We start from the raw sequence: 26,622 nt of genomic DNA, 5'->3' as shown, positions 1-26,622 counted from the left end.
TGCTTCTTGAAATCATTGCAAGTAGAACCTGAAGGCTTTTATCAAATATATTTATCGATTGTTTGTTCGGTATATTTCCTGTCTTTACCAAAATTAACTTGTGTGGCTCTGATTTTTATAGATACGACTCTAAGAAATCAATATCCTTACTGAATACGATCCTTTCTTCTTTATTAGCAAGTCTTAAAAATTGAATATCACTTGTTTTATTTTTTTGTCAGGAAGGTATAAAGTATGGTCTGAATCGAATCCATTTCGATTAAAATAATCCGAAAGTGATTTAGGAAGTTGGGCATCGACAAGGAATTTCACAAGGCGATCCTGTGAATACTTTTCACATGAACCAGTTTAGAGGCATATTCTAAGCATGCAAGAAAATCCTCTATTTCCAAATCGGGGTAATCCTCAATAAGTTCATCAATAGTCATACCCGATGCCAATAACTACAGCATGTTTTCTACCGGATATCTCAATCCTCGAATTGTCGGTTTCCCATGACATATTTCAGGGTCAATCGTTATATTTATGTAATTGTACATATTGATTTTTCCAAATTTACGCATTATTTACATTTTGTGGAAAAGAAAAGAATTTTTAAAAAGGAGGATCTGACGGCGGATCACAAGGGATTAAAATCACTCATGATTCTCAGTCCACAAAAGTTCGATTAGGGGGAATAAGGAAATACAGTTGTTCAAGAATTATTACACTTGATTTTTCATTTTAAAAAACTTCCGGTTAGAGCAAATGGCAAATAGGGTTTCATGCTAATTTTCTTTAATATTAATATTCCAATAGTAACCCAATCTAATGCATTAATAAATGAAACGAAGAAAAGCCGTAAAAGTAATCGCCGTAGGAGGCATGGGCTCTACCCTGTTACCCTCAGGTTCTTATGCCTTGAAAACACTAAATAAACCCTTGTATGAACCCCTTGCATCAACTTTTAAGAGTGATTGGAATCAATGGCCCAACCTGGACTGGATTGGCCCTGAATATTGGGGAAATAGGCTGCAGGACTGGAAAATAGTCGAGGGCAAGGCCACCTGCATGGTCAGCGGTAAGAACCGGACACTTTATCACCTGGGAATGCACCTTTCCGACCGCCGGGAGGGATTTAGCACCTCGGTGAATATCTCATTCCTAAACAGAGAGGATATTGGGGCTAGTGCCGAAGATTATGCTGCCTTCAGGCTTGGGGCAAAGGGTAGGTTTGATGATTACAGGTCCGCGGCAGTATTTGGCCAAGGGCTGGATTGTGGTCTTACCAGGTCTGGAAGATTGTTTATTGGGGAAAAAGCCCAAGGGTCAGAAAATGTGGATCTTTCCCAAGAGGTCCATTTAAAACTGCAAGTTTTCCTGGGGGAAAGTGGCTTTAGGTTGCGGCTTGAGGCGTTAGATACAGATGGTACAGGAACCTTGGCTTCCTTGGAGTACGAGGCTTTGTCGGCGGACTTGCTGGAAGGTCAAATTGCCCTGGTTTCCCATGTGGATGGGGAAAAGGAAAGAAATGACCTCCCTTCCGCCAATTTCTCATCCTGGGTGGTTACCGGGGAAAAATTAGACCATAATCCCGAGAGACAATTTGGTCCGATCTGTTTTGCCTATTATACCCTTCACAAGAATGAGTTGCGACTTACCGCCCAAATGGCTCCCATAGAAAACTTTGTCCACCATAAAATATTTCTGGAAGTGAAAAGGCAAGGGGAGTGGGAGACTCTCCTTAAAGGCAAGATCAACAGGTTGGGAAGGGTGGCTAGGTTTGTCCTTCGGGACTGGGACAGTGCGGAGGAGGTAGCCTACCGTGTCCGAGTGGACCTGCCTTTTTCCTCAGGTGTTCGACCCTATTTCTATGAAGGGGTCATAGCCAAAGAGCCAGTGGAACAGGATGCAGTAAAAATGGCCGTGTTCAGTTGCAACGTTGACCACGGCTTTCCCGATCAGGAGGTGGTGGACAATGTCGGAAAACACCGTGCAGACCTAGCGGTGTTCCTGGGAGACCAGTTTTATGAAAGCACCGGTGGCTTTGGTATAGAGATTTCACCATTAGAAAGATCTAGTTTGGACTACCTAAGAAAATGGTACATGTTCGGGTGGTCATATAGGGAGATATTTAGGAATATTCCTGCCATATTCATACCTGACGACCATGACGTTTACCATGGGAATGTGTGGGGAGAAGGAGGGAAGAAGGCTCCCACGGATGAGGGCTGGAACTACGCGGCACAGGATCAGGGAGGATATAAAATGCCCCCCGAGTGGGTGAACATGGTTCAGCTTACTCAGACGGGTCACCTTCCCGAACCCTATGACCCCTCGCCTCTTATTCAAGGAATTGGGAGTTATTACACGGATTGGGTATATGGGGGCATTAGCATGGCCGTATTGGAAGACAGAAAGTTCAAAACCGCACCTAAAAATATACTTCCTGAAGAGGCGAAAGTACTTAACGGATTCATCCAGAACCCGGAGTTTGACATCAAGGCCCATTATGACATAGACGCCCATTTATTGGGGGACAGGCAAATGGAGTTTTTGGAAAAGTGGGCCTCCGATTGGGAGCATGGTGTGGAAATGAAAGTGGCTCTTTCCCAGACCAATTTTTGCACTGCGGCCACACTGCCCAAGGGCAGCATTATTGACAGCATAGTTCCTAGATTGCCCATACCCAAACCCGGTGAATATGTGGAGGGCGACGCACCCACCACAGACATGGACTCCAATGGCTGGCCTCAAAAGGAAAGGGACCAAACCCTGCGACTGCTCAGGAAGGCCTTTGCACTGCATATAGCCGGGGATCAGCACCTGGCCACAATCATCCATCATGGCATTGACGAGTTTGGAGACGCAGGGTTTGCCTTTGCCGGGCCGGCATTGAATAACATTTTCCCAAGGCGTTGGTGGCCCCCCATTCCTGAGAACCATCAACCGTTAGAGGGTCAACCCTTGTACACCGGGAATTTCCATGATGGTTTTGGGAACAAGATGACCGTGCATGCCGTGGCGAACCCAACTCAGACAGGCAGGGAACCCGCTATTATCTACGATAGGTCAACAGGCTATGGAATGGTTACCTTTAACAAACGTGATAGGACCATGAAGATGGAATGCTGGCCCAGGTATGTGGATCCTGAAAAGGAACCGGATGGCCAATATACGGGATGGCCTAAAACCATTTCCCAGGAACAGAATTACGCCAGAAAGGAGATAGGATATCTTCCCGAAGTTGTATTTAAATCTGTGAAAAGCCCGGTTATCTCGGTAATTAATGAAGCTGACGGGGAATTGGTCTTTGCGCTCAGGGTAGGGGAGACATCCTTTACACCTAAAGTGTTTGAAGCTGGTACCTACACCGTAATTGTAAGGGATACTGAAAATAACACCCAGCAGGTTTTTGAAGGGGTAGGCTTATCAGGTGGGCAATCACCGGCTATTATGGTTTGATCTAAGGTGAAAATGGTTCAAGTAATCAACAAAAGAAATATCCCTTCAACCTCAAAACTTAGGTTTTCTGCGGATATTCTTTAATTTTATGAGTTGGATTAATTCACAAAAAACTAATGACCCAAATCAAACTTTTGGTTTTTTTACTTATTTTCTATTCCTGTAAGGTAACAGAAGAAAAAACCAAGAAGGATGACCTGCCCAACATACTATGGATCACCTGCGAGGACATCAGCCCCTACCTTGGAAGTTATGGGTTTGAACAGGCCGAAACCCCGCATCTGGACGAATTGGCTAGTAGAGGAATAAGGTTTACACAAGCTTATGCCAATGCCCCGGTCTGTGCGGTAGCAAGGTCAACTTTGCTTTCGGGCATGTATGCTTCCACCATAGGTACGCATCATATGAGAAGCTATGTGAATCTGCCGGATGACATCCCCGCATATCCCAAATTATTCAGGGAGGCAGGTTACTATTGCACTAACAATGTGAAAAAAGACTATAACTCGATCTTTGAACATGATACAACCTTGTGGGACGAGTCCAGTAATCAGGCGCATTATAAAAACAGGAAAGAGGGGCAGCCTTTCTTCGCTGTTTTCAACAACACAGTCACCCACGAAAGTCAGTTGCACAAAGACCGGATAGATCATTATGTAAATAACGACCAAATCCCTCCTCAGCCCCGGATTAAGCCCCAGAATATAGACCTGCCGCCTTATCATCCGGATTTGCCTGAAATCCGCAATGACTGGGCCAGGCTACATGATCTGATTACCCTGATGGATGTTATGACAGGTGATTTGCTCCGAGAGCTGGAAGAGTCCGGGGAAGCTGAGAACACCATTATTTTCTTTTATTCCGACCACGGGGGAATGTTGTCAAGATCTAAACGCTACATTTACAATGTGGGCACCCAGGTTCCTTTTATCGTTTACCTTCCCAAAAAATGGCAGCATCTGAGTCCATCCTCACCCGGTGAAAGCGATGACCGTCTGGTAACCTTTGTGGATTTTGCCAAGACGGCACTGGCCGTGGCAGGGCTAAATATTCCAAAGGAAATGCAGGGATATGCTTTTTTAGGGCCTCATGTGGAGAAAGATCCAGAGACGGTTTTCTTTTATCGTGACCGGATGGGAGAGCGATATGACTTTAGCAGGGCAGTGACAGACGGTAAGTACTATTATATCCGTAATTTTATGCCTCATCGTCCATTAGGCCGGGATAGCAGGTACGGGTTTACCGTGCAAGCTAACTGGACAGCCTGGGAAAGACATTATGACCAGGGGCTTTGTAATGATATACAATCCCAATTTTTTAGCCCCAAGCAGTCTTATGAGCTTTTCGATATCGAGTCGGACCCATGGCAGGTAGAACCTATCACCCAAAACCCAGCTGAAGAAGGACGTTTGAGCGAATTGTCGGAGGCTTTGGACAGGCATATGATACAAAGCCGGGATATCGGGCTGATTCCCGAACCCATGTATCATCAGTTGGTAGGTAAGGGTAAAAATCACGCTACTCTGTATGAATATGCGCAGTCCGATGATTACCCCATTGAAAAGATACTGGAGGTGGCAAAAACAGCCAGTTCCGGGAAAGTTCACCTAAGGGACACTTATTTTCGGTACTGCCGGGATCCGAACCCTGTTATCCGGTTTTGGGGCACCTATGCGATATTCCTTAATAGGTTTTCCAATCAAGGAGTGTTGTCCCTTTTAAGGGAGTTGGCAGAGGGGGATGAATTCGCCGCAAACCGGGTGATGGCAGCACAGGCCCTCGGCATATGTGGTGACCCAGATACTTCTTTCAGGGTTTTGCTGGAAGAGGCCAAAGGTGCCGAGGATACTTACCTAATGCTACAGGCGCTAACAGCTTTTCAATATGCCCATGTGGACCACAAACTCAAAGAAAGTGATTGGGAGTTGTTTAAAACTATGCAATGGCCTGAAAACGACCGGGCAGCACAACTGGCTTACCCGAATCGGATCATTGATGATGCGCTGGAATTATGGCCTGAAAGAAGGATCGTTGATTGAAAATATTATCTGTCAGAAAGTTTCAAACCGTCAGACAGATGTAGCTGCTGAGAATTAAACATAAAAACATGAAATCGAGCCTGTCCTGACGGCAGTCAGGGCATGACGAGCACGTCACACACTGGGATGATTATAGATTGCGAGATTCCATGTGACCGTTGAAAAGAAAATATAAACACATGAAAATCACAATTTTAATTAGTTTACTATCAATTTTACTCACAAATCATGCAAGGTCTAATAATGCCATTTATACTGCCGAAGACACTGTGCAGCCCAGGCACAAGGTCACACTTCGGGAGGCACATATTGGAGATTTAGAGATTGACACCAGGTTGTTGGATAGTTATCTGGAACTACCGGAAAATGAAAGGTCATTTTATCTCCAAAGCAGAAAAATTTTTGAAGAAAACCCCGAGGTAGATTTTACAGATCCTAAAATAGTAAACACTGCAAAAAAGCTGGATATTCCCTTGATGGGAGGGCCTATGTTAGGCAGGTTGAATGAGGAAGGTGTGTCCATTTGGTTACGCCCGGCCACTACTCAAAAACATACGATTGCAGTTTATGGGGCAGATGGCAGGGAAGAAAAGAGCTATGATTTTAACCCGACCTTAGCGGGTTTGGACGAAAGGGTGGACCTACAAGGGCTTAGTGCCAATACGTCCTATACCTATTCGGTTTATGTTGAAGAAGAAAAGGTCGCAGGCGGTGAAATTAAAACTGCACCTAAGGAGGAGGACCGTGAAACTTTCAGCATAGCCTTTGGATCCTGTTTTCATAAAATTGGTCTCCATAACCCAAATTTGATCAACCAAATATTAGGAAGGAGCCCGGACGCTATGATGATTTTGGGTGATATCGCAGTAGATGATAGAAGAAACCTATTTAACATGCACCTGGCAGATTACCTCCTTAGGGATGTCTCAAAGCCTTGGAGAGAACTCTCGGCAAACATCCCCTTATATACTTCCTGGGATGACCACGACTATTTTGACGATGACCTTGGTGGTGTCCCAGAGGGATTCACCGAGGAGGACAGGGTGAAAATACGTGAATTATGGGAGCAGAACTGGATCAATCCCCCCAACGGCCATACGGGTATTTACTTCAATGACAGGGTGGGCCCTGTGGAGATGATTATGCTGGACACCAGGTCCCTTAGGGATAATGAACGAAGAATGGAATACGGTGCCTATCTAGGCTCCGAACAGTTAACCTGGTTAAAGGAAAAACTGAAAAACTCAACAGCTCCCTACAAGGTGATCTCAAGCGGGACAATGTGGAGCGATTATATTAGCAAAGGAAAGGATTCCTGGGGTACCTGGGATCCTAAGGCAAGGGAGGAATTGTTTGATTTTATCGTTGAAGAAAAGATACCCGGTGTGCTATTGATCAGCGGTGACCGTCACGGTGCGAGGGCCTTTACCATTCCCCATGAGTCGGGTTTCGGATTTCACGAATTCCAGGTGGCGACCCTGAGTGGGGTGCCGGGGCCGGAGGTTTTTGCCGATGACTCAAGCACTCAGCTTTTTGGCTATGCGGGCTTGGATTTAATCGCCTTTGGCGAGTTTACATTTATCCATGAAAATGGAGATCAAAAGGTTGAATTCCGACTTATTGATCAGTATGGTGAAATTATGGAAGAGATCACTGTTCCTTATGAAAAACTGTCCCCCTGATTTTAAGAGCAAAGAGAGTGGATGTTTCAATAGTGTGAAGGTACAAATTCTGGTATCCCTTTCAATAAGTGAAGTATGTTAATTGGCTAGGTTTGCTGAAAAGGGAAAAGGATGAACTTACAGTACCGTAAGCGTAATTTCATCGAAATAGATTTTCCCGGTAGTCAAACCAAACATCCCTAAGTGGACTCTAATGGAAGTTGCCTCTGGGGGAAAGCTATCCATTGTGATTCTTATGGGGGTCCAATCAAAACTACCCTCTAAGCTGGAGGCTATATCAGAACCAACGGTTCTATTTTGGGTACTGCCCCCTTCATTACTCGGAAGGGATACGGTAAAATAAATACTGATGCTTGCGGTGGATCCTTCTTCAATCCGTAAATTTTCCCCTTTAAGGAAGACCGTGAGTTCTAGTTGACTTCCCGGTGCTGGCATTTGACCAGTGTAAGTTTGTACCCAGGATGCATTATGGATGTTTATTGGATCCTGATTTTCTATAAACAATGACCGGTTTCCCGTGAGGAAATCTTCTCTACTTGTCCCTATTTGTGCACTTCCGGATTGGCTGCTAGTCCAAGGGGAAACTGAGTCAGAATATTGGGAAAGATTGGGGTTTAGCATCAACTGTGTCCCAGTGGGAAGTGGTTCTTCCTCTATGGAACAGGCCAGTAAAAGAGGGAAAAACAGCAAACCATATAAAGCTTTCCTGAACATAGAAACATTGTTGGAGATATGTAACTTTACGGATTGCCATCATTTTAGGTTTAATTTCTCTAAGGAATGATTTGATTATTCCTTATATTGGGTTATTACTTCCCCCAACACCCTCATCTTCTTCCTTATACCCAGACCATGAACCTGACAGTCCTGTCTGGCTGTTTTCCCAGGTTCCCTGTCCATCCGTAGCCGTTAGGGTACCGGTAAACGTCGTTCCGGAGCTGGCGGATCCGGTGGTTGCATGAAACTCTCCCTCAGAGTTAACTGTACCCGAAAGACCAAAATTCATAGATAATACAAAGGAGGTGGCAGTGCCTGAAATATTTCCTTGGTCATCAATTTCTACCCTCCAGGTACCGTTGTCGCCTGATCCGACATAGGTTCCGCTCCAGGAACCTTCGTAAAGCCGTACTCCCTCCGGTTCGTCATCATTATCGCAAGACAAAAATACCAGTGGGATCATCAATGTAATCAAAAGAGAAAAGTTTCTGGAGATGGTCATGTACTTGTTCATTTTTTTAGATTTTTTGGTTTCTATTCTACATCTCCAAAAGCTGAATTTGTCATCAACTATTTTTTCATTTCCTTATCGAATTAAAGGATTAACATTTAATTATGGGCTGGCCTATCAACTATTTGAGTTTTGCCTTAACAATAATTTGGGAATACTCGGTAAAATTGGCTTACAGGATGGCAGTCCCCCCCCTTGTTGGCATAACTTCCTCATTTAAAACCTGCTCGAATTCTAAAAATAGAAACGGAGATTTCTAAATATTGTGCTTTCTGAAAATTAACTTTCAGCTTGGTAGTAATATATATTGTCTTTCCGGTAGTATAGGTAAAGAAAAAATAACATCAGAATTGGGAAAAAGCCCATAAATTCGTTTAGATTTAAGTCTAATTAAAGTATCACCAATAATCTGTATATCGCCGTGAATACCAACAACGCACAGCCATTTTCTGCATATAAAATCTACATTGTGAGCATGATAAACATAGTAGTCCTACTCGGTTTAATGCCCATATTATCTGCTATAGCAGTGACCCCCGATAGGGAAGGCCCTTATCATGTCCGCATTCTTTGGACTCAGAACCCTTCCAAACACGCTGTGGTTTCCTGGACCACCTTTTCCGCTACACAAAAGGCCACCGTTTATTTCGATACGCAAAGCAGGGAGGGTGATTTGGCTGCCTATACGCATAAATCTGAACTTGCGCTTACAGGTGAAATCACTCTTACCGATTCGGATATGGAAATGGAAGTACCAAGAGGACACTATAACCACGCCGAAATGAAGGGGTTGAATGCAGATTCCAGGTATTATTTTGTAGTGGAGTCTGATGGGAAGGTCTCAGAGGAGATGTACTTTATCACGGCACCGGATTCGGACAAGGAGATCAGCTTATTCTGGGGCGGTGATTCGAGGATGGGTGCAGCCGATCCTAGGTATGCAGGGGTCCATCCCCATGAGAACCGCAAAGCCATGAACAGACTTATGTCTGAACTGTTGGCAGAAAATCCAAACATCTATGCGCTGGCCCATGGTGCGGATTGGGGGGTAACTGCCGACTGGAGACACCTCTATTGGTGGTTTCATGACCACGAACTTACGACCACTGAAGATGGGAGGGTACTGCCGCTTATAGCTTCCAGGGGAAACCATGACCGGAGTATTGGTTTTGAAGAAAATTTTTGGTTGGGGGAAGATCTTCCAACGGGTCAATATTATTATACATCTCAACTTACCCCAGAGGTAGCATTGGTAACCTTGAACACAGAGGTAAGCATCACAGGGGACCAGCGGCAATGGCTGGAGAAGGAGTTGGCTTCTCTACGACCCAACAACCGTTGGCTTATGGTTCAATATCACGTGCCTGCCTATCCTGCGGTAAAGGACTTTAATGCCACCACTGCGTCCAGGGTAAGGAATTTTTGGGTGCCGCTTTTTGAAGAGTACCAAGTGGACCTTGCGGCAGAGGCAGATGGTCATTGTTTAAAAAGAACTTTGCCTATAAAGGGTGGGAAGCATGACCCAGAAGGTGTTATCTATATTGGGGAAGGAGGTTTGGGGGTTCCACAAAGGGAAACGGACAATTCAAGGTGGTTCGTTCAGGAACCTGGGATGGCTACCAGTGCCCATCACGTTTTCTTGATCGACTTCCGAATGGATGGTTTAAGAACCAGGGCCATTGGCATGGATAAGAAAGTTCTTGACGACCATGAATTACAACCTAGAATGGTAGCAAGCCAAGTGGAGTAGTAGAAAGGTATATTTTAAGAAATTCCGTGGATAACTTGAACAAAGCGATTACCTGCCTGAGACTTGCAACGGGTGTTATGTGCCTTGGATTGGCGCTGAATGCTTTTTCGGGCACAGCCATAGGGACTTTCCTGTTTATGGAATGGGAGTGGAGCCATCATTCCTCGGTAAGGACGGAGCATATTATGGGATATATTGTGTTGGCTGTGGGGGTATCCTCCTTCCTTTACCCTGTACGTCCCCTATTGGCCGTAGCGGCAGTTTATGCTTTTTTGGTGGCCTATTTGGGGTACAAGACGGGAGGATATCATTTTAGCGAATATACTCTTTTTGCTTATTTTGTCCGTATTGTTACCCCCTTGGCTTTTATATTGGCACTATTCATCCAAAAAAAGAACTGGATACAGGATCGAAGCAGGAGTTGGGCTAAGGTGCTGTTGAGGGTGCTTTCTATCAGCTTGGCCATCACCTTCTTCACCCACGGAGTGGAGGCCATTGGGAGTCATCCTTTTTTTATAGACATGATCATTGGCTCTGGGATCAATCTTATGGGTCTCTATATACCCGAGTCAGTGGCGTTGCAGGCTTTGTTTGTAATTGGTTGCGTGGATATACTCACTTCCTTATGGATAGCTATCCGACCTAATATATATGTTGCCTTTTGGATGGGCACTTGGGGTTTGGTCACTGCAATGGCAAGAATAACCGAAACAGGATGGATGTCCTATCCAGAAGTGCTGGTCAGGGCACCCCATTACCTGGTTCCGTTGGCCGTTGTTGCTTTATTGTTTTTTGTGGAAAAAAAAGAAGAGTATCGAGTAAACACCTTGGCTACCGATATTGGGATTTAAGATGATTTGAATACTGTAAGGAATTAATGGGCATATAATAGGTTTATGTGGATATAGATATGTTGCTTATTCTTCAAACTCTATACCTATCCCCTGACTAGGATCTTCCTCCTTGCTTCCTGACCAGTTGCCAGAAATTCCCGCCTGGATGTTTTGCCAGGTTCCCTGTCCATTTGTACCGTTTAATTTTCCGTTAAAAGTAGTTCCAAAAGTGGTAGATCCAGAGGTTGCTTGAAAATCACCTTCTGAATTTACGGTTCCTGTAAGTTCAAAGCCTCCGGTCATTGTAATGGAAGTGGCGGTTCCCGAGATAGTACCCTTGTCATCGATTTGTACCCTCCAAGCCCCATTGTCATCAGCACCTGAATAGGTCCCGTTCCAGGCCCCTTTGTAGAGCTGTACTCCCCTTGGTTTTTCATTATGGTTACAGGAAAATATCAAGATGGGCAACATCAATGTGATCGCCATAAAATGGTTTCGGTAAGTGGTAATTTGCTTTCTCATTTTTAAAGATTTTTGGTTTTTATTTAACATCTCAAAAAGTTGAATTTGTCATCAAGCATTTTTCCATACATGATTTTATTTCTTATTTGGCTGGGAAAAAATAATTTAGTCCAGCAATTCTAAAAAAAAACCATGAAGCCTTCCCCAGGAAAAAAATTGATCCATGAGAATGAAGGCCAGCCTGCGACCGAGGTCAACATAAGGTTATCAGAAGATAATTTACTTTGGGACCAATTTTGGGAAGGGAACGAATCCGCATTTGTATGTATTAACAAAAAGTGGTAGGAAGACCTTTTTGATAGTTTCACCACCTCCCTTCAGGAAAGGAATGGCTAGTTCTACATTTTTTGAAGGCCTATTTTATCATTTAATCTGGTTCGGTTCTCGGACGGCAGTAATTAAAATTAAAAATACAGGTGGTAAATGGAAGTCTATAATGGTTAAGTTTATAGATTCTGGGTGGAATATGGCGTGCAGTGGGTTTTGGGCATAAGGGCTTAATATCATCATTCAGGAATTTCGAGAAAGAGACTATCAAGGTTTTTTTCCCATGGAAGAGAGGCATTTTCCTTTGAAGGAAACTTCGGGCACTTCGGATTTTATATTATTGGTTACAGTAAAAGTAAATACATAAAATGAAATTCCTACCTTCGACTACCCTTTTTCTGCTCCTGTTCATCTATAATGGGTATACCCAGACTCTTCCCCGTTATAAGGACAGCCCAGTCATTGTGGACAACGATGACCATCGGGATGTGTACCTGGAGGAGTACCTGATGGCCCTAGGCAGCTTGGGGGAAACCGACCTGAGGGGCATCATCACCACCTATAGCCCCGATGAATATCCCCTTTTTGTAAAAGGCAGGGAAGAGGTGCTGGAAATAGCCCGGGAAAGTGGGCTGAGAAACCTTCCCAAGCTTTTTAAGGGAACCGACCAAAAGCTGGAGAAGCCTGCAAGCAACAGGATGGAGGATACCAGGCCCCTGGAGATAAACGGATCCCAGTTTATCGTGGAAAATGCCCTGAAGTGCACACCGGAACAACCCCTGGTAGTCCTCACAGGGGGGCAACTGACCTCGGTGGCCAACGCCTATCTATTGGATCCTAGCATTGCCGAAAAGGTGGTGGTAATGGGGGTTTTCGGTGGGGAAAAAATCGACTACAATGCGGGGTTGGATGCCTGGGCCTGGGCCATCATCATGGCCAATTTCCGGGTAGTGGCCATCCCTATTGGCCCTCCGGGAAACCGGGGCACCGTTTATATGAAGCCCCCGGTGGTCCCCAAGGCTAGGATAAGGGAAGAGCTGGACCAGAGTGTGGCCTTTTTCCGTTGGATGTACGAAAAGCGACACCCCTCCAACGAACTTCCCAACGAGGGGGATTTCGATGGACACCCTGCCATTTTGCTCACCCAACCTGATTATGTGACTGAGTGGAAACGGTTCAGCTTCGAAAAGTTGGACGGAGCAGGAAGGCCTGTACTGCGGCATGATGAAACGGGCAATATCTGGCAGGCAGAGGAAGCCGAGCAGGAAGTGGCCACAAGAGAGTTTTGGCGGGTTATGCATGCGTTGAACAAGCAATTATCGGAAGTATCAGAAATTCAGGAGACTTTTCGTCTGGAACTAGGAAATTGCGTTACGGCAAACCTATCCACCCACCAAAATTCCGGTTATCGCTGGTCAACCGGCAACCAGGATGTAGCTATGGTAGATGAAAATGGGGAAATTTGTGCAACTGGGGAGGGTGAGACTTTTGTTGCCGTAGTTTCAAAAAGCGGTTCTTTTCAAAGGCAGTATCAGGTTAGGGTTATAGGGGAGTCCAGTAGCCTGGAGGCAACTCAAAGCGTTTTCCATGAAACCATTGACACTGATGTTTTGGCAATCCTTGAAGCCATAAGTGGGGAAAAAAATCAAGGGGAAAACAATATTGATTCCAGGCTTATGGTAACTGAAAACAGGCGGCATCTGGTACTCCGGGACTCGGGTGAACCCTTCCTGTTTTTGGGACAGACCCTTTGGTCCATGGCAAGAAGACTGGACAGGGAGGAGATTATTCAAGTGCTGGATATTTGCAAGGAGCAAGGATTCACTGCCATTCAAGTTTTGGCTCATGGACATTATATGGGTGCCAATCCTTATGGAAAGGAGCCTTTTGAAAATGAGAAATTTTTGAGGCCACATATTAGCGTGGGTGATATTTCTACAGGTAACAATGTCTATGATTGGTGGGATCATCTGGAATTTGTGGTGGAGGAATCCGTCAATAGAGGACTATTCGTGTGTCTGTTGCCCACATGGAGAGAGCAGTGGCATCAAAAGAACAACCTAAATCCTGGGAATGCCCTGGCCTATGGAATGTTTATTGGACAGAGATTTAGACACCATAATCCCTGGATCATTTGGGTGATGGGAGGTGACCACCATCCGGAAAACGAAGGATTTCTCCGCCTTCACCGAGACCTGGCCAAGGGAGTGTCCATAGGCGTGAACGGTAAGGAACGATACGACAACCTAATGATGACCTACCATACCCACGGCCCCACTTCCACTGTGGACTATTTCCCCGAAGATGAACCCTTCATGCACTTCAATACCATACAGTCTGGCCACAGCCTTAAAAACCTGGAGGGTATGATAGAAGATGGCTATGCAAGGCAACTCAAGCCCATTATGGACTTCGAACCCCACTATACCCAAGACGGCGAAAACACCGATGAGGTAAGGGCGACGATTTATTGGGGGGTCTTTGCCGGGGGCTTTGGCACGTCCTATGGCTCCTGGAATGTATGGCATTGCGGTGCAAGGAACGACTTAGCCGAATTCAGGATCCCTGAATCCTTTCACGAGGGAGGGCTTTGGGAACCAGATCCAGTATCTTGGGAAATTGCTTCAAAGTAGACCCATGTTACTTAGGGAACCCTATCAGGAACTGTTGGTCAATAACGAATCCAAGGGACTGGAAAGGATAAAAGCCTGCAGGGCAGGCGATGGAAGTTACGCCATGGTTTACACCCCCAAAGGTGAGGGGTTCCAGGTTGATGTTTCGAAAATTAGTGGAAAAAACCTTAACTGGTACTGGTTCAGCCCCAGATCAGGGGAAGTCAAGGGTAAGGGGAAAATCAAGAACAAAGGACAAACCCAATCCTTCGACCCACCTTCCAAGGGGGATAGCTTTTCCGGAAATGATTGGGTGCTTGTGTTGGATGATGCCAAATACGGATATTCATTAAAATGAAACCCTGAGTTCAATTTTATGGAAAAAGGGATGAATGAAATAGTTGGTTGGTAGGTAAAACCCAAATTTGGTGAAAAGTGCCTAAATCTGAAAGGAAAATGATAATGTTTTGATTTTTAGCCATTACTTTTTAATTTCCATAGTTATATAGAAAAAATGGAAAATAAAAAAATTCAAAGTCTATCGCGTAGATCCTTCTTGACCGCCGGAGGGACTGCATTGGCAACCGGCCTGGTTTACGGCCTCTCCGGGGCTCCTCTTACCTCCACCAATCAAATAAAACCTCCTTCTCTGCCTTATGGGTCTGGAAAAACAATGCCAATACACCCAATAAATTTCGATGAAAAACGCTCCCATCCAGCAGAGGGTCTGGAGCGGGAAGACATCACTATCACGGACATAAAAGTCACTCCTCTATCCTATGTGCACGAAGGGGAATACCTGTGGAGGGTAGGGGGGCTTATAGTTTGGAAATCGGATGCGGCACTTGTCCAGGTCTTTACCAACAAAGGAATTATTGGAATTGGAGAGGGCAGCCCTTATCGTGGGCCGGACCACCTGAAAAAATATACCGATTCCTACATTACTCCTCTTCTGAAGGGAGCAAATGTGTTTGATGTGGATTTTATCACTAATAACCAGGGACATAATAGCATCGCCGAAGGGGCATGGGCAGGCGTCAACAACGCCATTTGGGATATTATCGGAAAAGCTAAGGGGCTTCCGGTGTATAAAATTTTAGCTGGTGAACGGGTGCCTAGCAATAAAGTGCATATGTACGCAAGTGGAGGAGTGGAGCATGCATGGTACGACAATGGGGAAGAGGCCCTTATCGCAGAAGCACTACGCTACAAGGAAGCAGGATTCGACACCTTTAAATTTCGCCAAGGGACCAGTTGGAAATTCAGTGGCATGACCATGGAAAAATACATTCCCATATTAAGGAATCTTAGAGCGGCAGTTGGCCCTGATTTTAGGCTCTGTATAGAAAAGTTTCCATGGGATATGGATACTATTCTCAACCAGCTCTGCCCGGTTTTGGAGGAGCTTAAGTTTTATTGGTACGAGGAACCTGTTTCACCCTATGACCCAAGAGCTGTGGAAAAACATATTGCCATAAACGAAGCCATGCCTTCCGTGATGGTTTCGGGGGGTGAACCCTTGTGGAACCGGTATCAAGTGTACCCTTTCACCAACTCAGGGGCCATGGACCTTATCCAGACAGACCCCAACTTGACTGGGATCAGTGAAGGCTGGTATATTGGGCAAATGCTACACGAGCATGGAATGAAATACTCTCCACACAATTGGGTGGGTGGGCTTACCACCATAGCCAGCATTCATTTGGTGGCGGGCGTTCCCAGTGGGCATATGTGTGAGACAAATATGACTTATAACCCCCTAAAATGGGAAATATTCAAGGATCCCTATAAAATAAAAAACGGCTATTTGACCATTCCGGATAAACCAGGTTATGGTGTGGAGTTGATAGATGATATAGAAAAGAAATTCCCCTTTAAACCGGGGTTTTACGGAAAACCAAACCCTGTAATGGAAGGAGCGGACATCCCTCTCTGGTGGAGTTAATGCTGCTTATGTTCTGAATGAGTAGAAATATCAACCACTTTACTGCCAGGGTTTGGAAAACCATCAATAGGGTATAGTTTTACCCTACCTCCATTCACATTCATAAATTACTACCATGCAAAAGAGATCATATAGCTTCCTCCTCGTCCCAGTTTTCTGTTGCTTATTTTCCACCCTACAGTCTCAATCCCTTACAATGGAAAGGGAGGAGATAATTACTTTGACCCCCGATTGGGAAGGGGAAAGGTTTCCGGATGGAAGGCCTAAGGTGCCAGATGATATTTTGAAGAGGATGAGGCAGATCTCCTTGGAGCAGGCTTGGTCAGTGCTGAGAGGAGCTGGTTATCCCCATCAGTACGAAAAGGGTTGGCAGAATATTAATCCTGGGGAGGTATTGGTAGGAAGGGCATTAACCGCCCAATACATGCCTTTGCGTTCAGAGATCAGAAAACATCATGAAAAGCGAGGTGCTGAAGAGGGAAGAATAGGGGACATGGTTTCCTGGCCTATAGACATGCTTAATAATGGGGATGTTTATGTGGCAGATTCCTACGGGAAAGTGGAAGATGGGCCAATCATAGGGGATAACTTAGGCACAGCAATAGCCGCCAAATCTGGCAACGGGGTAGTGTTTAATGGTACGGTACGGGATCTTGATGGCTTGATGGAAATCCCCAACTTTACCTCCTTCTTCCGGGGATCACACCCCTCTTACCAGCAACAGATGATGCTGACAGGCATTAATGTTCCCATCCGAATTGGTCCAGTAACTGTTCTGCCAGGGGATGTGGTATTGGGAAAATTGGATGGCGTAATCTTCATCCCTCCCCATTTGGCAGAAAAGGTGGTGAAAACAGGGGAATTGGTGTTATTAAGGGATCGCTTTGGCCACCAACGCCTGCGCGAAGGAAAATATACCCCTGGTCAGATAGATGCCCGCTGGACAGATGAAATTGAAAGGGATTTTTCAGAATGGATGGAGTCCAATATGGATGATTTGCCCGTTCCGAGGGAAGAAATTCAGGAGTTGTTAAAAACAAGGACGTGGTGAATTTTTTATTTCCGCAGAGCAGGATAATGAATGCCAATCGCTTAGATAATTTATCGATCAAATTATAACTATCGTGATAAAAAATAATATACCTGATTGGCGTATTGCTGGGCTGAATAGCTACCCTAAATAACAGCCTGTTCGCATCCGACACCTTAAAAGACAAGGTAATTTACGCAATTGAGGAAACTGAAATAGCATGTGCAAAAGCATTTTTAATATCCAATCCCGTAACAGTTACGGATGCCTACTCAGGAAGGAGTGCGGAGGGGAGGCAGGACTTTTATTCCGAGGGAGATTACTGGTGGCCAGATCCGGAAAACCCAGAAGGGCCTTACATTCAGAAATACGGTTAAGCGAGATTTTTGCCACACTTACCTCCGCCTGGTTGCTTACCGAAGATCTGGTTTATTCAAATAAGACAATGGAGCATTTGAATGCCTGGTTTGTGGATACGGCAACCATGATGAACCCCCACCTGCTTTATGCCCAGAAATAAAGCTATTAACTTATAGTCATATGCGATATGCAACCCTAATCATCCAAGTTCTTATTTTGTTTTTTATCCTTTCATGTGCTGCCCCTCAGCAAGAAAAGGGAAAGGAGGACCTGCCTAATATACTTTTTATTTTTGCCGATGACATGGGGTATGGGGATATGGGTAATTACAATCCTGCATCAAAAATCCCAACTCCCCATTTGGATAAATTGGCCAGTGAAGGCATAAAATTCACCAATGCCTATTGTCCAGTTTCTGTTTGTTCCCCTACCCGTTATGCCCTGATGACAGGACAATATCCATGGAGAAGCTGGAGGAAAACCGGGGTAATGAGGAATTATGAACCTTCCATGATTGATGAAGATACACTCACTTTGCCCCAGATGTTGAGCAACGCCGGTTACCAAACGGTAGGGTTCGGTAAATGGCATCTGGGAACCACTTTCCCCACCACCGACGGGGAAAAACCTGTAGGGTATGGAGAATTCAGGGACCACCTCAATGGTGCCAATATTGACTTCAACCAACCCGTAAGTGATGGTCCTCTGGATCGGGGTTTTGAACATTGGTTGGGCTTTAGCTGTGCCAGCGAGTGCTGGATATTCAAGGACAATACCATAATGGGAGCTATTTTACACGATTTATATACGATTGAAGCCGCCTCAGGTACAGAAAACCTGGAAAAAATACCACTGGAGGATTATTTACCTTATCTCACTGAAAAAAGCGTAAACTATCTTCGGGAATACACCGAGGGAGATCAAAACCGGCCCTTTTTTCTTTATTTTTCCCCTTACGTACCCCATATTCCTCTTGCTGTAGAACCTGGGTTTTTGGGCAAAACGCAGGCAGGTCCTTATGGCGATTATGTTCATGAACTGGATCATTATATTGGCAAATTGCTGGATGAAATTGATCAATTGGGATTAAGGGAAAACACTTTGATTCTTTTTGCAAGTGATAATGGTTCCCAGTTTATAGCCACAAGCCCAGAAGATGATCCGGGCAATGCATCAAACAGCATGGATGATTTCAAGGAGAATATAGACCCGGACGCACATCGACCGAATTATCCATTAAGAGGGACTAAATGGACCGCCTATGAAGGAGGAGTCAGGACGCCCTTAATTGCCAGTTGGGAAGGACATTTCCCAAAGGGGGCTGAAAGTCCTGATTTAATCGCCTTAAATGATATTTTACCTACTCTTGCCACCTTGGTAGGGCAAAAGATCCCTGATGGCATGGCTAAAGACGGGTATGATCTTCTACGCTCATTTTTCGGCGAAGAACCTGGAAACACCAAGAGGGAAAGCATCGTTGTCCGGGGAAGTGGGGAGATATATGGAATGAGAAAAGGAAAGTGGAAAATTGTGGGAAACGGCGATAAGGAGAACCCAGTTTACGAACTTTATGATTTGGAAAAAGATCCCGGAGAAAGCGAGGATTTATTTGCAGATTTTCCTGATATTGGGGAAATGCTAGAAAATGAATTGAAAGACCATTTGGCAAGTGTCAACAAATAAAGGGGATTGGATGGACCTCAAAACTCAGGATTCCGTTCACATTGTTATCCTTGCCTAAAATGACCTTAAGCTTTCCTGAAATCTACTGTTTTTTGGGAAGCACTCCTTATATTGTAGCATAAACCCAATATTTCTTATACATGAAGAAGTTTTCAAAAATCAACAGAAGGAAATTTTTAAACCGTTCCCTGCTATTTGTTCTTACCCCACCTTTTATCTCGCAACTCCCTTTTTTTGGTAAAAAGCAGGTAAAGTTAAGACATGTCTGTGTGGGGGTTGGAGGGATGGGTTGGCATGATCTTCAGCGCTTTATGGCACATTCCGATGTGGAAATAGTGGCCATCTGCGATGTGGATGAAAACCACCTGAACCGGGCTGCTGAGGCCCTTCCTCAGGCCAAAAAATACAAAGATTGGAGGGAATTATTGAAGAATGAAAAGAGCAACTTTGATTCCATCAATGTAAGTGTGCCGGACCACAATCACTACGTCATTGCAAAACAGTCAATGGATGCGGGTAAACATGTTTATTGCCAAAAACCAATGTGCCACGATGTGGCTGAAATCAGGTCACTTACTGAATTAGCCCAATCCAATGGGGTGATCACCCAATTGGGTACCCAGCATGCTTCCGGGAAAGGGGACCGCACAGCAGTACAATGGATCAAGGAGGGACATATCGGAAAGGTGGAGCATGTTTACCTTTGTTCCAATAGGCCAGGTGCTACGGAGGCCTATAGGTTTGTAGGGCCCCGGCCTAAAGAGGGAGATCCTGTACCCGATCACCTGGATTGGGAATTATGGACAGGAACAGCACCTATGCGACCCTATGCAGAGAAGATTTACCATCCTGCCAAGTGGAGGGCCTGGCAGGATTTCGGCACTGGCTGGTCCGGGGATATAGGCTGCCATATTCTGGATGCGGTATGGAAGGGGTTGGACCTCAAATCCCCCAAATCCGTACATGCCAAAGTTCAAGAATCATGGGAACAATCTACCGAAAGGAGAAAAGACACCTGGCCCCAAAGCAACCATATTACATGGGTGTTTCCGGGCAACCGCTTGACAGCCTCCAAAGAGTTAAAAGTGGAATGGTTTGACGGGGAATTTTATCCACCTGAGGAGGTGAGGGCCTTATATTCGGTGGAGGACTACCCTGCTGAATCGGCCATGTTGGTAGGTACCAAGGGTGCCCTGTTGATCCCCCATACGAAAATGCCGGTGTTGTTGCCCGAAAAACAGTTCTCCGGAGTAATTCCCCCTGAACTAGAGGAGCGCGATCATTATCATCATTTCGTGGACGCCTGCCTTGATAGGACGCGAGTGGAAAGCCATTTTGAGGTTTCCGGCCCTATGTCAGAAACAGTGATTTTGGGAACAGTTGCCATCCGGCAGCCCAACACCATCCTGAATTGGGATGCAAAAAGGATGAGGTTTAGAAATAATTCCGAAGCGGATGGGTATTTGAAAAGGACGTATAGGGAAGGGTGGGGGTAGGGATTTGGCCAAATTTAGTCGAAAAGATGAACTCTCAAATGATAAGTATTTATTAGATGGGCAAGTTTTTTGGATTTAGGCATGAATTTACTCGAACCCCAATTTTTAGTTAAAGTAGCGAAAATTTGGGTCGAAATGGTCAAAATGTATGACTAACACCAAAACCATTTTCAGGATGATCATTAGGATTTAGGGTTTTTTTCCTATAATTTGACGAGTATAATGAACCCAATTCAACTTAGAGAACTGCTTAAAAAAATAGTGGAGAAGAAGGACGAACGTGCCTTTTCCACTTTTTTTGATCATTACCATACCCGATTGATCAAGCTGGCGCTGCTTTTTGTACCACGGTTTGACCAAGCGGAGGAGGTGGTATCTGAGGTGTTCCTTAATTTGCTTCGTAAGCGTGAGACACTGCTTAGCATACAGCATTTTGAGGGTTATTTGTTTAAGATGGTGAAGTATGAAGCCCTAAACTACCTTAAAAGTAATAAGAGTAAGTTTGCTGGTAATATACTCATTGATGATGTTCAGGATTATCTTTCCCCCGACAATAATGACCCGGAGAAAAACATGATCAACCATGACTTGGGGAAATTACTTAATCATGTCATAGAACGGTTGCCTCCCAAAAGAGGGTTGGTTTTTAGAATGGTTAAGGATGAAAATATGTCTTACAAAGAGGTGGGAGAAATCCTTGAAATTTCTGAACGTACCGTTGAAGTCCACCTGAAATTGGCCATTAAGGATTTAAGGAAAGCCCTTAGTCATTATTACAATGAAAATAAAGGAGTAATTCCTCTTTCCAGGCAACGTTTTTTATCCATTCTACTTTAAATGTCTTACAATTTTTGAATGCTGAAAAATTTAAATCAAAAACATTCTTCAAAGTTATATTCCATCTTGTTAATGAATTAAGCATTTTTATACTTTATGGAAACCTAAAGACCCTACTATTCCAAATTATGTTTTTTATACATCGATGAACCAATCTGGATTTTAAATTATTGGTTAACTTTTTTCAGTAAAATTTAATTCTCGGTTACGGGTTTTTTCCAAAATCAATGTCTTTAAGGGTAAAGTCTGTAAAATTAATGGATGAATTTAGAGATATAGACGGAAAGATATTAAAGGTTTTGAACGGAACCGCCTCAGAAGAGGAAAGGGAGTTTGTGAACTATTGGGTCAATGAGTCCAAAAACAATGCATTCCAATTTCAAAAATTGAAAGGGATTTGGGAGGAACGTATTCAGGATTCAAAGCTTATTGGCCATGAGGAGTATAAAAAGAAAATATGGAGAGCCTTTTTGTCCGACAAGCATTCACCTAAGAAAATACCCGTCATTCCCCTATATCGCCGGAGTTGGTTTCGGATGGCTGTAGTGGTAGCCATCATGCTATTCCCAATCTATTCCCTTTATTTCCAAGAGGAGGAGGTTAGTGAGGATGAAATACCGGAGGTAAGGTTGTTCACTAAATCCAACCCCACTGGCCAGAAGTCTTTGATACAGCTTCCTGATGGCTCCAAAGTATGGTTGAATTCCGATAGTCGAATCAGTTACCATGAGCATTTTTCCGATTCACTCCGAGCTATCAAATTGGAGGGAGAGGCTTATTTCGAAGTAGTAAGAGACAGCCTAAGGCCATTTGTGGTGGACTTCGAGTCGCTTACGGTTACAGTTTTAGGGACTTCATTTAACATCAGTGCCTTTGAAGCCGAAAAAGACCTGAAGGTTACCCTAGTGGATGGTTCGGTAAAGGTTTCCAACTCCAAGCTGGAGGACAATTTGATCCTTGAACCAGGAACTGGCCTTGTCTATTCCAAAGAAAAAAATGACTACCATGAATTTTCCAAGCATGACAATCCTGAACTGTTTCGCAAAACCACGGGATGGAAAAACGGCAACCTTGTTTTTGACGGGAGGAACTTTGAGGATTTCGTAAGGGAAATAAAACGCTGGTATGGCGTACAGGTTCAAGTAAAAGGTACTCCTCCAAAGGGGTGGAATATCCGTGCAAGTTTCGAAAATGAGCTGCTGACCAATGTTATGGATGCCGTTTCCTACAACAAGGGATTCAGGTATTCCTTAAAGGATAAAGAATTGACCATTATGTTTAACTAAAATTCACTGCCTATATAAAACAAAAAAACACCGTATTGATCTGCCAATCAATACGGTGGTGATCAGTTGTATTGCGTGTTAAAACAATAAACCTTTAAAATTATGAAAAAAAAGAGTACTTAAACCAATACTTATGGGGGTAACCTATACCTTTATTGGCTTTGTTTTCCAGTTGCTGTTTATCAATATGCTGTGGGCAACGGAAACCCATGCACAGCGTGTAAAAAGCATACAGGATGTGGTGATTCAGGTAGAGATTCAGGACAAGACCCTAATTGAAACCTTCAGAGTCCTTGAGCGAAAATCACCTTTCACGTTCGTGTATGACAAAAAAGATGCCTTTCTAAGTCAGAAATTCAATCTGGAAAGGCAGACCTTATCCGTAGAGGATATACTGGTAGCCATTGCCAGGGAAAACAAGCTCAAGTTCAAGCAAGTCAACAACAACATTACAGTAAGTAAACCGGTCACCTATACCGATGAAGTCATTGAAGTGGTAGACACCAATATTGAAATCACAGGGACGGTAACGGATGAGAATGGGGAGCCTATGCCGGGGGTAACGGTAATAATTGAGGGAACCAACTTAGGGACTGTAACAGATATCGATGGCAGGTATTCTTTAGAGGCAGAGGAGGGTGCTGTATTGCGGATTTCTTTCATTGGCTATACGGCCCAGCGGGTTACGGTATCAAATCTATCCACCATTAATGTGGTGTTGAAGGAAGATCAGTCGTCGTTGGATGAGGTGGTAGTAATCGGTTATGGTACGCAACAGCGGTCAGATATTACAGGTTCAATCGCTACGCTGAAAACTGAGGATGTGGTTACTGTTCCTGTCACCAATGTGAAGAACCTATTTGCAGGGCGTGTGCCTGGAGTTTTATCCATGCAAACACCGGGACTACCAGGTAACGATAATGCTGATTTAAGGATCAGGGGGTTCGGCAACGCACTGGTGATTGTTGACGGTGTTGAATCATTTTTGGACAGAATTGATCCAAATGATATCGAATCTATTTCCGTATTGAAGGATGCCTCAGCAGCTATCTATGGAGCAAGAGCTGGTAATGGGGTGATTTTGATCACCACCAAAAAAGGAAAAGAGGGAGCGGTACAATTAAACGTTCATTCCTATGCTGGGGTCCAAAACCCAACCTTATTTCCTCGGCATGCTGATGCTGCGGGATATATCCAAATGGCTAGAGCAGGTCATCTCAACGGACAATATGACCCTAACAATCCTGGGCAGGACATTAATTATGGAGAATTTACAGAGGAAAGACTTTACCAATACCAAAGTGGAGAGCTGCAAAGCCATGACTGGATAAGTGCATTGCTTAGGGACGGTGGTGGCCGGATTAATTCGAATAACATCAATGCCAGTGGAGGAAATGAAAACGTGAGATTTTACTCCTCGGTTGGATATTTGACACAAAACGGCCTTTTTGATGGAGATTATGATTATAGAAAAATAAACATTACAAATAACCTAGACGCTAAAATAGGGAAACGGATTAATTTGTCTTTAATGACCTCTTACATAGAAGAAGAAAGGGATTATGCCGAATTTGATCCAGCTACAATCTGGAGAAACCTCCAGACTGCAGAACCGTTTTTTCCCACAGAATTACCTGATCCATCCAGGGTTCCATATTCTGGATTTACAGAAAGAAACCCTGTAGGTGGTACAAGAAAGGATTTTTCAGGATTCAATTACACCAAGTTGGAAACGATAGCGGCAGCACTTCAACTCGATTACGATGTCCCAAATATAGAGGGGCTGAATATGGGTTTTAGATTCAATGTAAGGATGAGAAATATTTACAATGAAACTTTAGCCAAACCATTTGAAGTGTTTGAATATAACCCAATCAATGAAGAATATATTTTACGAGGGAATAGGTCCGTTAATCAATTTTCAAAAAGAATTGGAGGAAATGAGAATGACCCAAATAGAAGGGTACTTTCCCGCTTTTTTATGGATTACCAAAGACAATTTGAAAAGCATAAGGTAGGCGGATTGGTTTTTTATGAAATGGAAGATAATGTAATAAATATCACCTCTGCGTTGAGAAGGAACCTGTTGTCTCCCAGTATCCCTCAATTGTCTGCGGGGGATGATGCACTTACCACAACAGGTGGAACTGGTGTTATGGTTGGTTATGGTAGGTCGAGTTATGCAGGCCGACTGAATTATGAGTTTGACAACAGGTTTCTTTTAGAGGGTACCTTTAGGGCAGACGGTAGTTCGAAATTTGACCCGGAAGTAAGGTGGGGATTTTTCCCCTCAGTTTCTGCGGGATGGAAAATTCACAATGAAGAATTTCTAAGGAACAGCAACACCGTTGATGAAATGAAAATAAGGCTTAGCTACACACAGACGGGTATAGATGCCAATGTCGGAAATACCGCTTTTCAGTATTTAAGCGGATTTTCTGAATTGGCTCAGGTTTACTACCTGGATCGTGCAAATCCAACTACTCAAATTAGAACCACAGGCCTGGCCAATCCATTTATTACTTGGGAAGAAACCACTATGTATAATGCAGGTATGGATTTTGGTTTGTTTCAAGGTAAATTGTACGGTAATGTGGATGTTTTCTACAGGTATAGGGACGGGTTGTTACGACAGCCTTTAGAAGGACTGCCATCCACCTTCGGGGCCAATCTTCCTTTATTCAACCTCGATTCAAGAAGTGATAGAGGGTTTGAGTTTTTGGTCGGTTATCAAACTAATATAGGTAAGGTAAAATTGGATGTGAGTGGAAACTTTACCTATGCCAGACAGCGATATGAAAAATTCCAGGAAAATATAGACTTTGACGACCCCAATCAGGTAAGGATAGACAGAAATTCCAATCAATGGGTCAATCGTTGGTTTGGCTACCGTACCGATGGCATCTTCAACTCTCAGGAAGAAGTGGAAACCTGGATAGCCAATCACGATGTGGTCACCATTAACGGTACTCCTAGAGTCGGGGATATCAGGTATTTGGACGTAAGTGGTCCAGATGGCGTACCTGATGGCGTAATTGACAGGTTTGATTTACAGCAGATCGGTTATAGTGGGTTTCCCGAAATCAACTTTGGGCTCAACTTAAATTTAAACTATAATAATTTCGCTTTGACTACTGTTTGGCAGGGAGCAAGCCGATTCAACATCAATGTGACTGGAATGTATAGAAGTCCTTTCGACAATGAAATTGTACCTATGGCCATCCATACTAAATACAGTTGGACCCAGGACCCCAACAATCCTGGGGTAGGCAATAATCCAAATGCACAACTTCCAGCCTTTGATTATGATGGCCGAAGACCTTGGAACGATGTGAATTCTGACTTTTGGTTAAAGGACGGAACTTATTTGAGACTAAGAACAGCGCAACTATCTTATAATGTACCCCAGGTTGTTGCCCAAAAAGTTTGGACCCGAAGTATCCGGTTTTATGTGGCAGGTGAGAACCTGATGACATTTTCCAGATTAGGGATATTCAATGGTATTCTTGATCCTGAGCAATCCTCAAACGTAGGAGGTTTCGGACTTCCTCTGCTAAGATCCTATACGCTAGGTATCATGTTAGGTATTTAAATTACAACACTGAAAA

Annotated in this window: 18 protein-coding genes and 1 pseudogene; 15 read left to right on the top strand and 4 right to left on the bottom strand. The window is 44.1% G+C overall.

Annotation, left to right across the window (positions count from 1 at the left end; genetic code table 11):
- Positions 1-308: 308 nt before the first annotated feature.
- Positions 309-539: pseudogene (locus DB520_RS10550) on the bottom strand (DUF433 domain-containing protein).
- A 283-nt stretch (positions 540-822) separates the two neighbouring features.
- On the opposite strand from DB520_RS10550, the gene DB520_RS10545 reads away from it, so the two are divergent.
- The 3 genes from DB520_RS10545 to DB520_RS10535 all read left to right on the top strand — a co-directional run bounded on the left by DB520_RS10545 (position 823) and on the right by DB520_RS10535 (position 7,165).
- Positions 823-3,444: an alkaline phosphatase D family protein gene (locus DB520_RS10545; protein WP_114749680.1), complete on the top strand. Its 2,622-nt coding sequence runs from the start codon at positions 823-825 to the stop codon at positions 3,442-3,444.
- 116 nt (positions 3,445-3,560) lie between these two features.
- Positions 3,561-5,483 carry a sulfatase-like hydrolase/transferase gene (locus tag DB520_RS10540; protein ID WP_114749679.1) on the top strand — a complete coding sequence of 641 codons (1,923 nt, stop codon included), beginning with the start codon at positions 3,561-3,563 and terminating at the stop codon, positions 5,481-5,483.
- Positions 5,484-5,662: 179 nt separating this feature from the next.
- Complete coding sequence (locus tag DB520_RS10535; protein ID WP_198675292.1) at positions 5,663-7,165, top strand: alkaline phosphatase D family protein; 1,503 nt, start codon at positions 5,663-5,665, stop codon at positions 7,163-7,165.
- Between the two features lie 117 nt (positions 7,166-7,282).
- On the opposite strand, the gene DB520_RS10530 is transcribed toward DB520_RS10535, so the two are convergent.
- Together DB520_RS10530 and DB520_RS10525 are read right to left on the bottom strand one after the other, a co-directional pair.
- Positions 7,283-7,879 carry a hypothetical protein gene (locus DB520_RS10530; protein ID WP_114749678.1) on the bottom strand — a complete coding sequence of 199 codons (597 nt, stop codon included), beginning with the start codon at positions 7,877-7,879 and terminating at the stop codon, positions 7,283-7,285.
- A gap of 82 nt (positions 7,880-7,961) precedes the next feature.
- Positions 7,962-8,396, bottom strand: coding sequence for a hypothetical protein (locus tag DB520_RS10525; protein WP_114749677.1), 435 nt, complete (start codon positions 8,394-8,396; stop codon positions 7,962-7,964).
- A gap of 472 nt (positions 8,397-8,868) precedes the next feature.
- Between DB520_RS10525 and DB520_RS10520 the strand changes: the two genes are divergently transcribed.
- Together DB520_RS10520 and DB520_RS10515 are read left to right on the top strand one after the other, a co-directional pair.
- On the top strand, positions 8,869-10,143 hold the full coding sequence (locus tag DB520_RS10520) for a purple acid phosphatase family protein (RefSeq protein WP_114749676.1): 1,275 nt from the start codon (positions 8,869-8,871) through the stop codon (positions 10,141-10,143).
- A gap of 35 nt (positions 10,144-10,178) precedes the next feature.
- A complete protein-coding gene (locus DB520_RS10515; protein WP_157972019.1) occupies positions 10,179-10,994 on the top strand; it encodes a hypothetical protein in 816 nt (271 codons plus the stop codon).
- A gap of 66 nt (positions 10,995-11,060) precedes the next feature.
- On the opposite strand, the gene DB520_RS10510 is transcribed toward DB520_RS10515, so the two are convergent.
- Positions 11,061-11,498 (bottom strand): hypothetical protein, encoded by a 438-nt coding sequence (locus DB520_RS10510; RefSeq protein ID WP_157972018.1) that lies wholly within the window; start codon positions 11,496-11,498, stop codon positions 11,061-11,063.
- Between the two features lie 635 nt (positions 11,499-12,133).
- Here DB520_RS10510 and DB520_RS10505 point away from each other — a divergent pair.
- From DB520_RS10505 to DB520_RS10460, 10 genes are all read left to right on the top strand, one after another.
- On the top strand, positions 12,134-14,398 hold the full coding sequence (locus DB520_RS10505; protein ID WP_114749673.1) for an apiosidase-like domain-containing protein: 2,265 nt from the start codon (positions 12,134-12,136) through the stop codon (positions 14,396-14,398).
- A 4-nt stretch (positions 14,399-14,402) separates the two neighbouring features.
- Positions 14,403-14,735 (top strand): putative collagen-binding domain-containing protein, encoded by a 333-nt coding sequence (locus DB520_RS10500; protein WP_114749672.1) that lies wholly within the window; start codon positions 14,403-14,405, stop codon positions 14,733-14,735.
- A gap of 156 nt (positions 14,736-14,891) precedes the next feature.
- The gene (locus DB520_RS10495; protein ID WP_114749671.1) at positions 14,892-16,322 is read left to right on the top strand and encodes a mandelate racemase/muconate lactonizing enzyme family protein; all 1,431 of its coding nucleotides are present in this window, start codon (positions 14,892-14,894) and stop codon (positions 16,320-16,322) included.
- Between the two features lie 196 nt (positions 16,323-16,518).
- Positions 16,519-17,373 (top strand): RraA family protein, encoded by an 855-nt coding sequence (locus DB520_RS10490; protein ID WP_232834914.1) that lies wholly within the window; start codon positions 16,519-16,521, stop codon positions 17,371-17,373.
- Between the two features lie 199 nt (positions 17,374-17,572).
- A complete protein-coding gene (locus tag DB520_RS10485; RefSeq protein WP_232834913.1) occupies positions 17,573-17,872 on the top strand; it encodes an alginate lyase family protein in 300 nt (99 codons plus the stop codon).
- A gap of 20 nt (positions 17,873-17,892) precedes the next feature.
- On the top strand, positions 17,893-19,395 hold the full coding sequence (locus DB520_RS10480; protein ID WP_114749669.1) for a sulfatase family protein: 1,503 nt from the start codon (positions 17,893-17,895) through the stop codon (positions 19,393-19,395).
- 140 nt (positions 19,396-19,535) lie between these two features.
- Positions 19,536-20,891, top strand: a complete 1,356-nt coding sequence (locus DB520_RS10475; RefSeq protein WP_114749668.1) for a Gfo/Idh/MocA family protein — start codon at positions 19,536-19,538, stop codon at positions 20,889-20,891.
- A 222-nt stretch (positions 20,892-21,113) separates the two neighbouring features.
- Positions 21,114-21,728: an RNA polymerase sigma factor gene (locus DB520_RS10470; protein WP_114749667.1), complete on the top strand. Its 615-nt coding sequence runs from the start codon at positions 21,114-21,116 to the stop codon at positions 21,726-21,728.
- A 257-nt stretch (positions 21,729-21,985) separates the two neighbouring features.
- Complete coding sequence (locus tag DB520_RS10465; RefSeq protein ID WP_198675291.1) at positions 21,986-23,014, top strand: FecR family protein; 1,029 nt, start codon at positions 21,986-21,988, stop codon at positions 23,012-23,014.
- A 133-nt stretch (positions 23,015-23,147) separates the two neighbouring features.
- Complete coding sequence (locus DB520_RS10460) at positions 23,148-26,606, top strand: SusC/RagA family TonB-linked outer membrane protein (protein ID WP_232834912.1); 3,459 nt, start codon at positions 23,148-23,150, stop codon at positions 26,604-26,606.
- Positions 26,607-26,622 lie beyond the last annotated feature (16 nt).

The organism is Pleomorphovibrio marinus, assembly GCF_003347495.1.
GTDB classification, from domain to species: domain Bacteria; phylum Bacteroidota; class Bacteroidia; order Cytophagales; family Cyclobacteriaceae; genus Pleomorphovibrio; species Pleomorphovibrio marinus.
The sequence above is the reverse complement of the archived record's forward strand: the minus strand, read 5'-3'. Positions and strand labels throughout refer to the sequence as shown.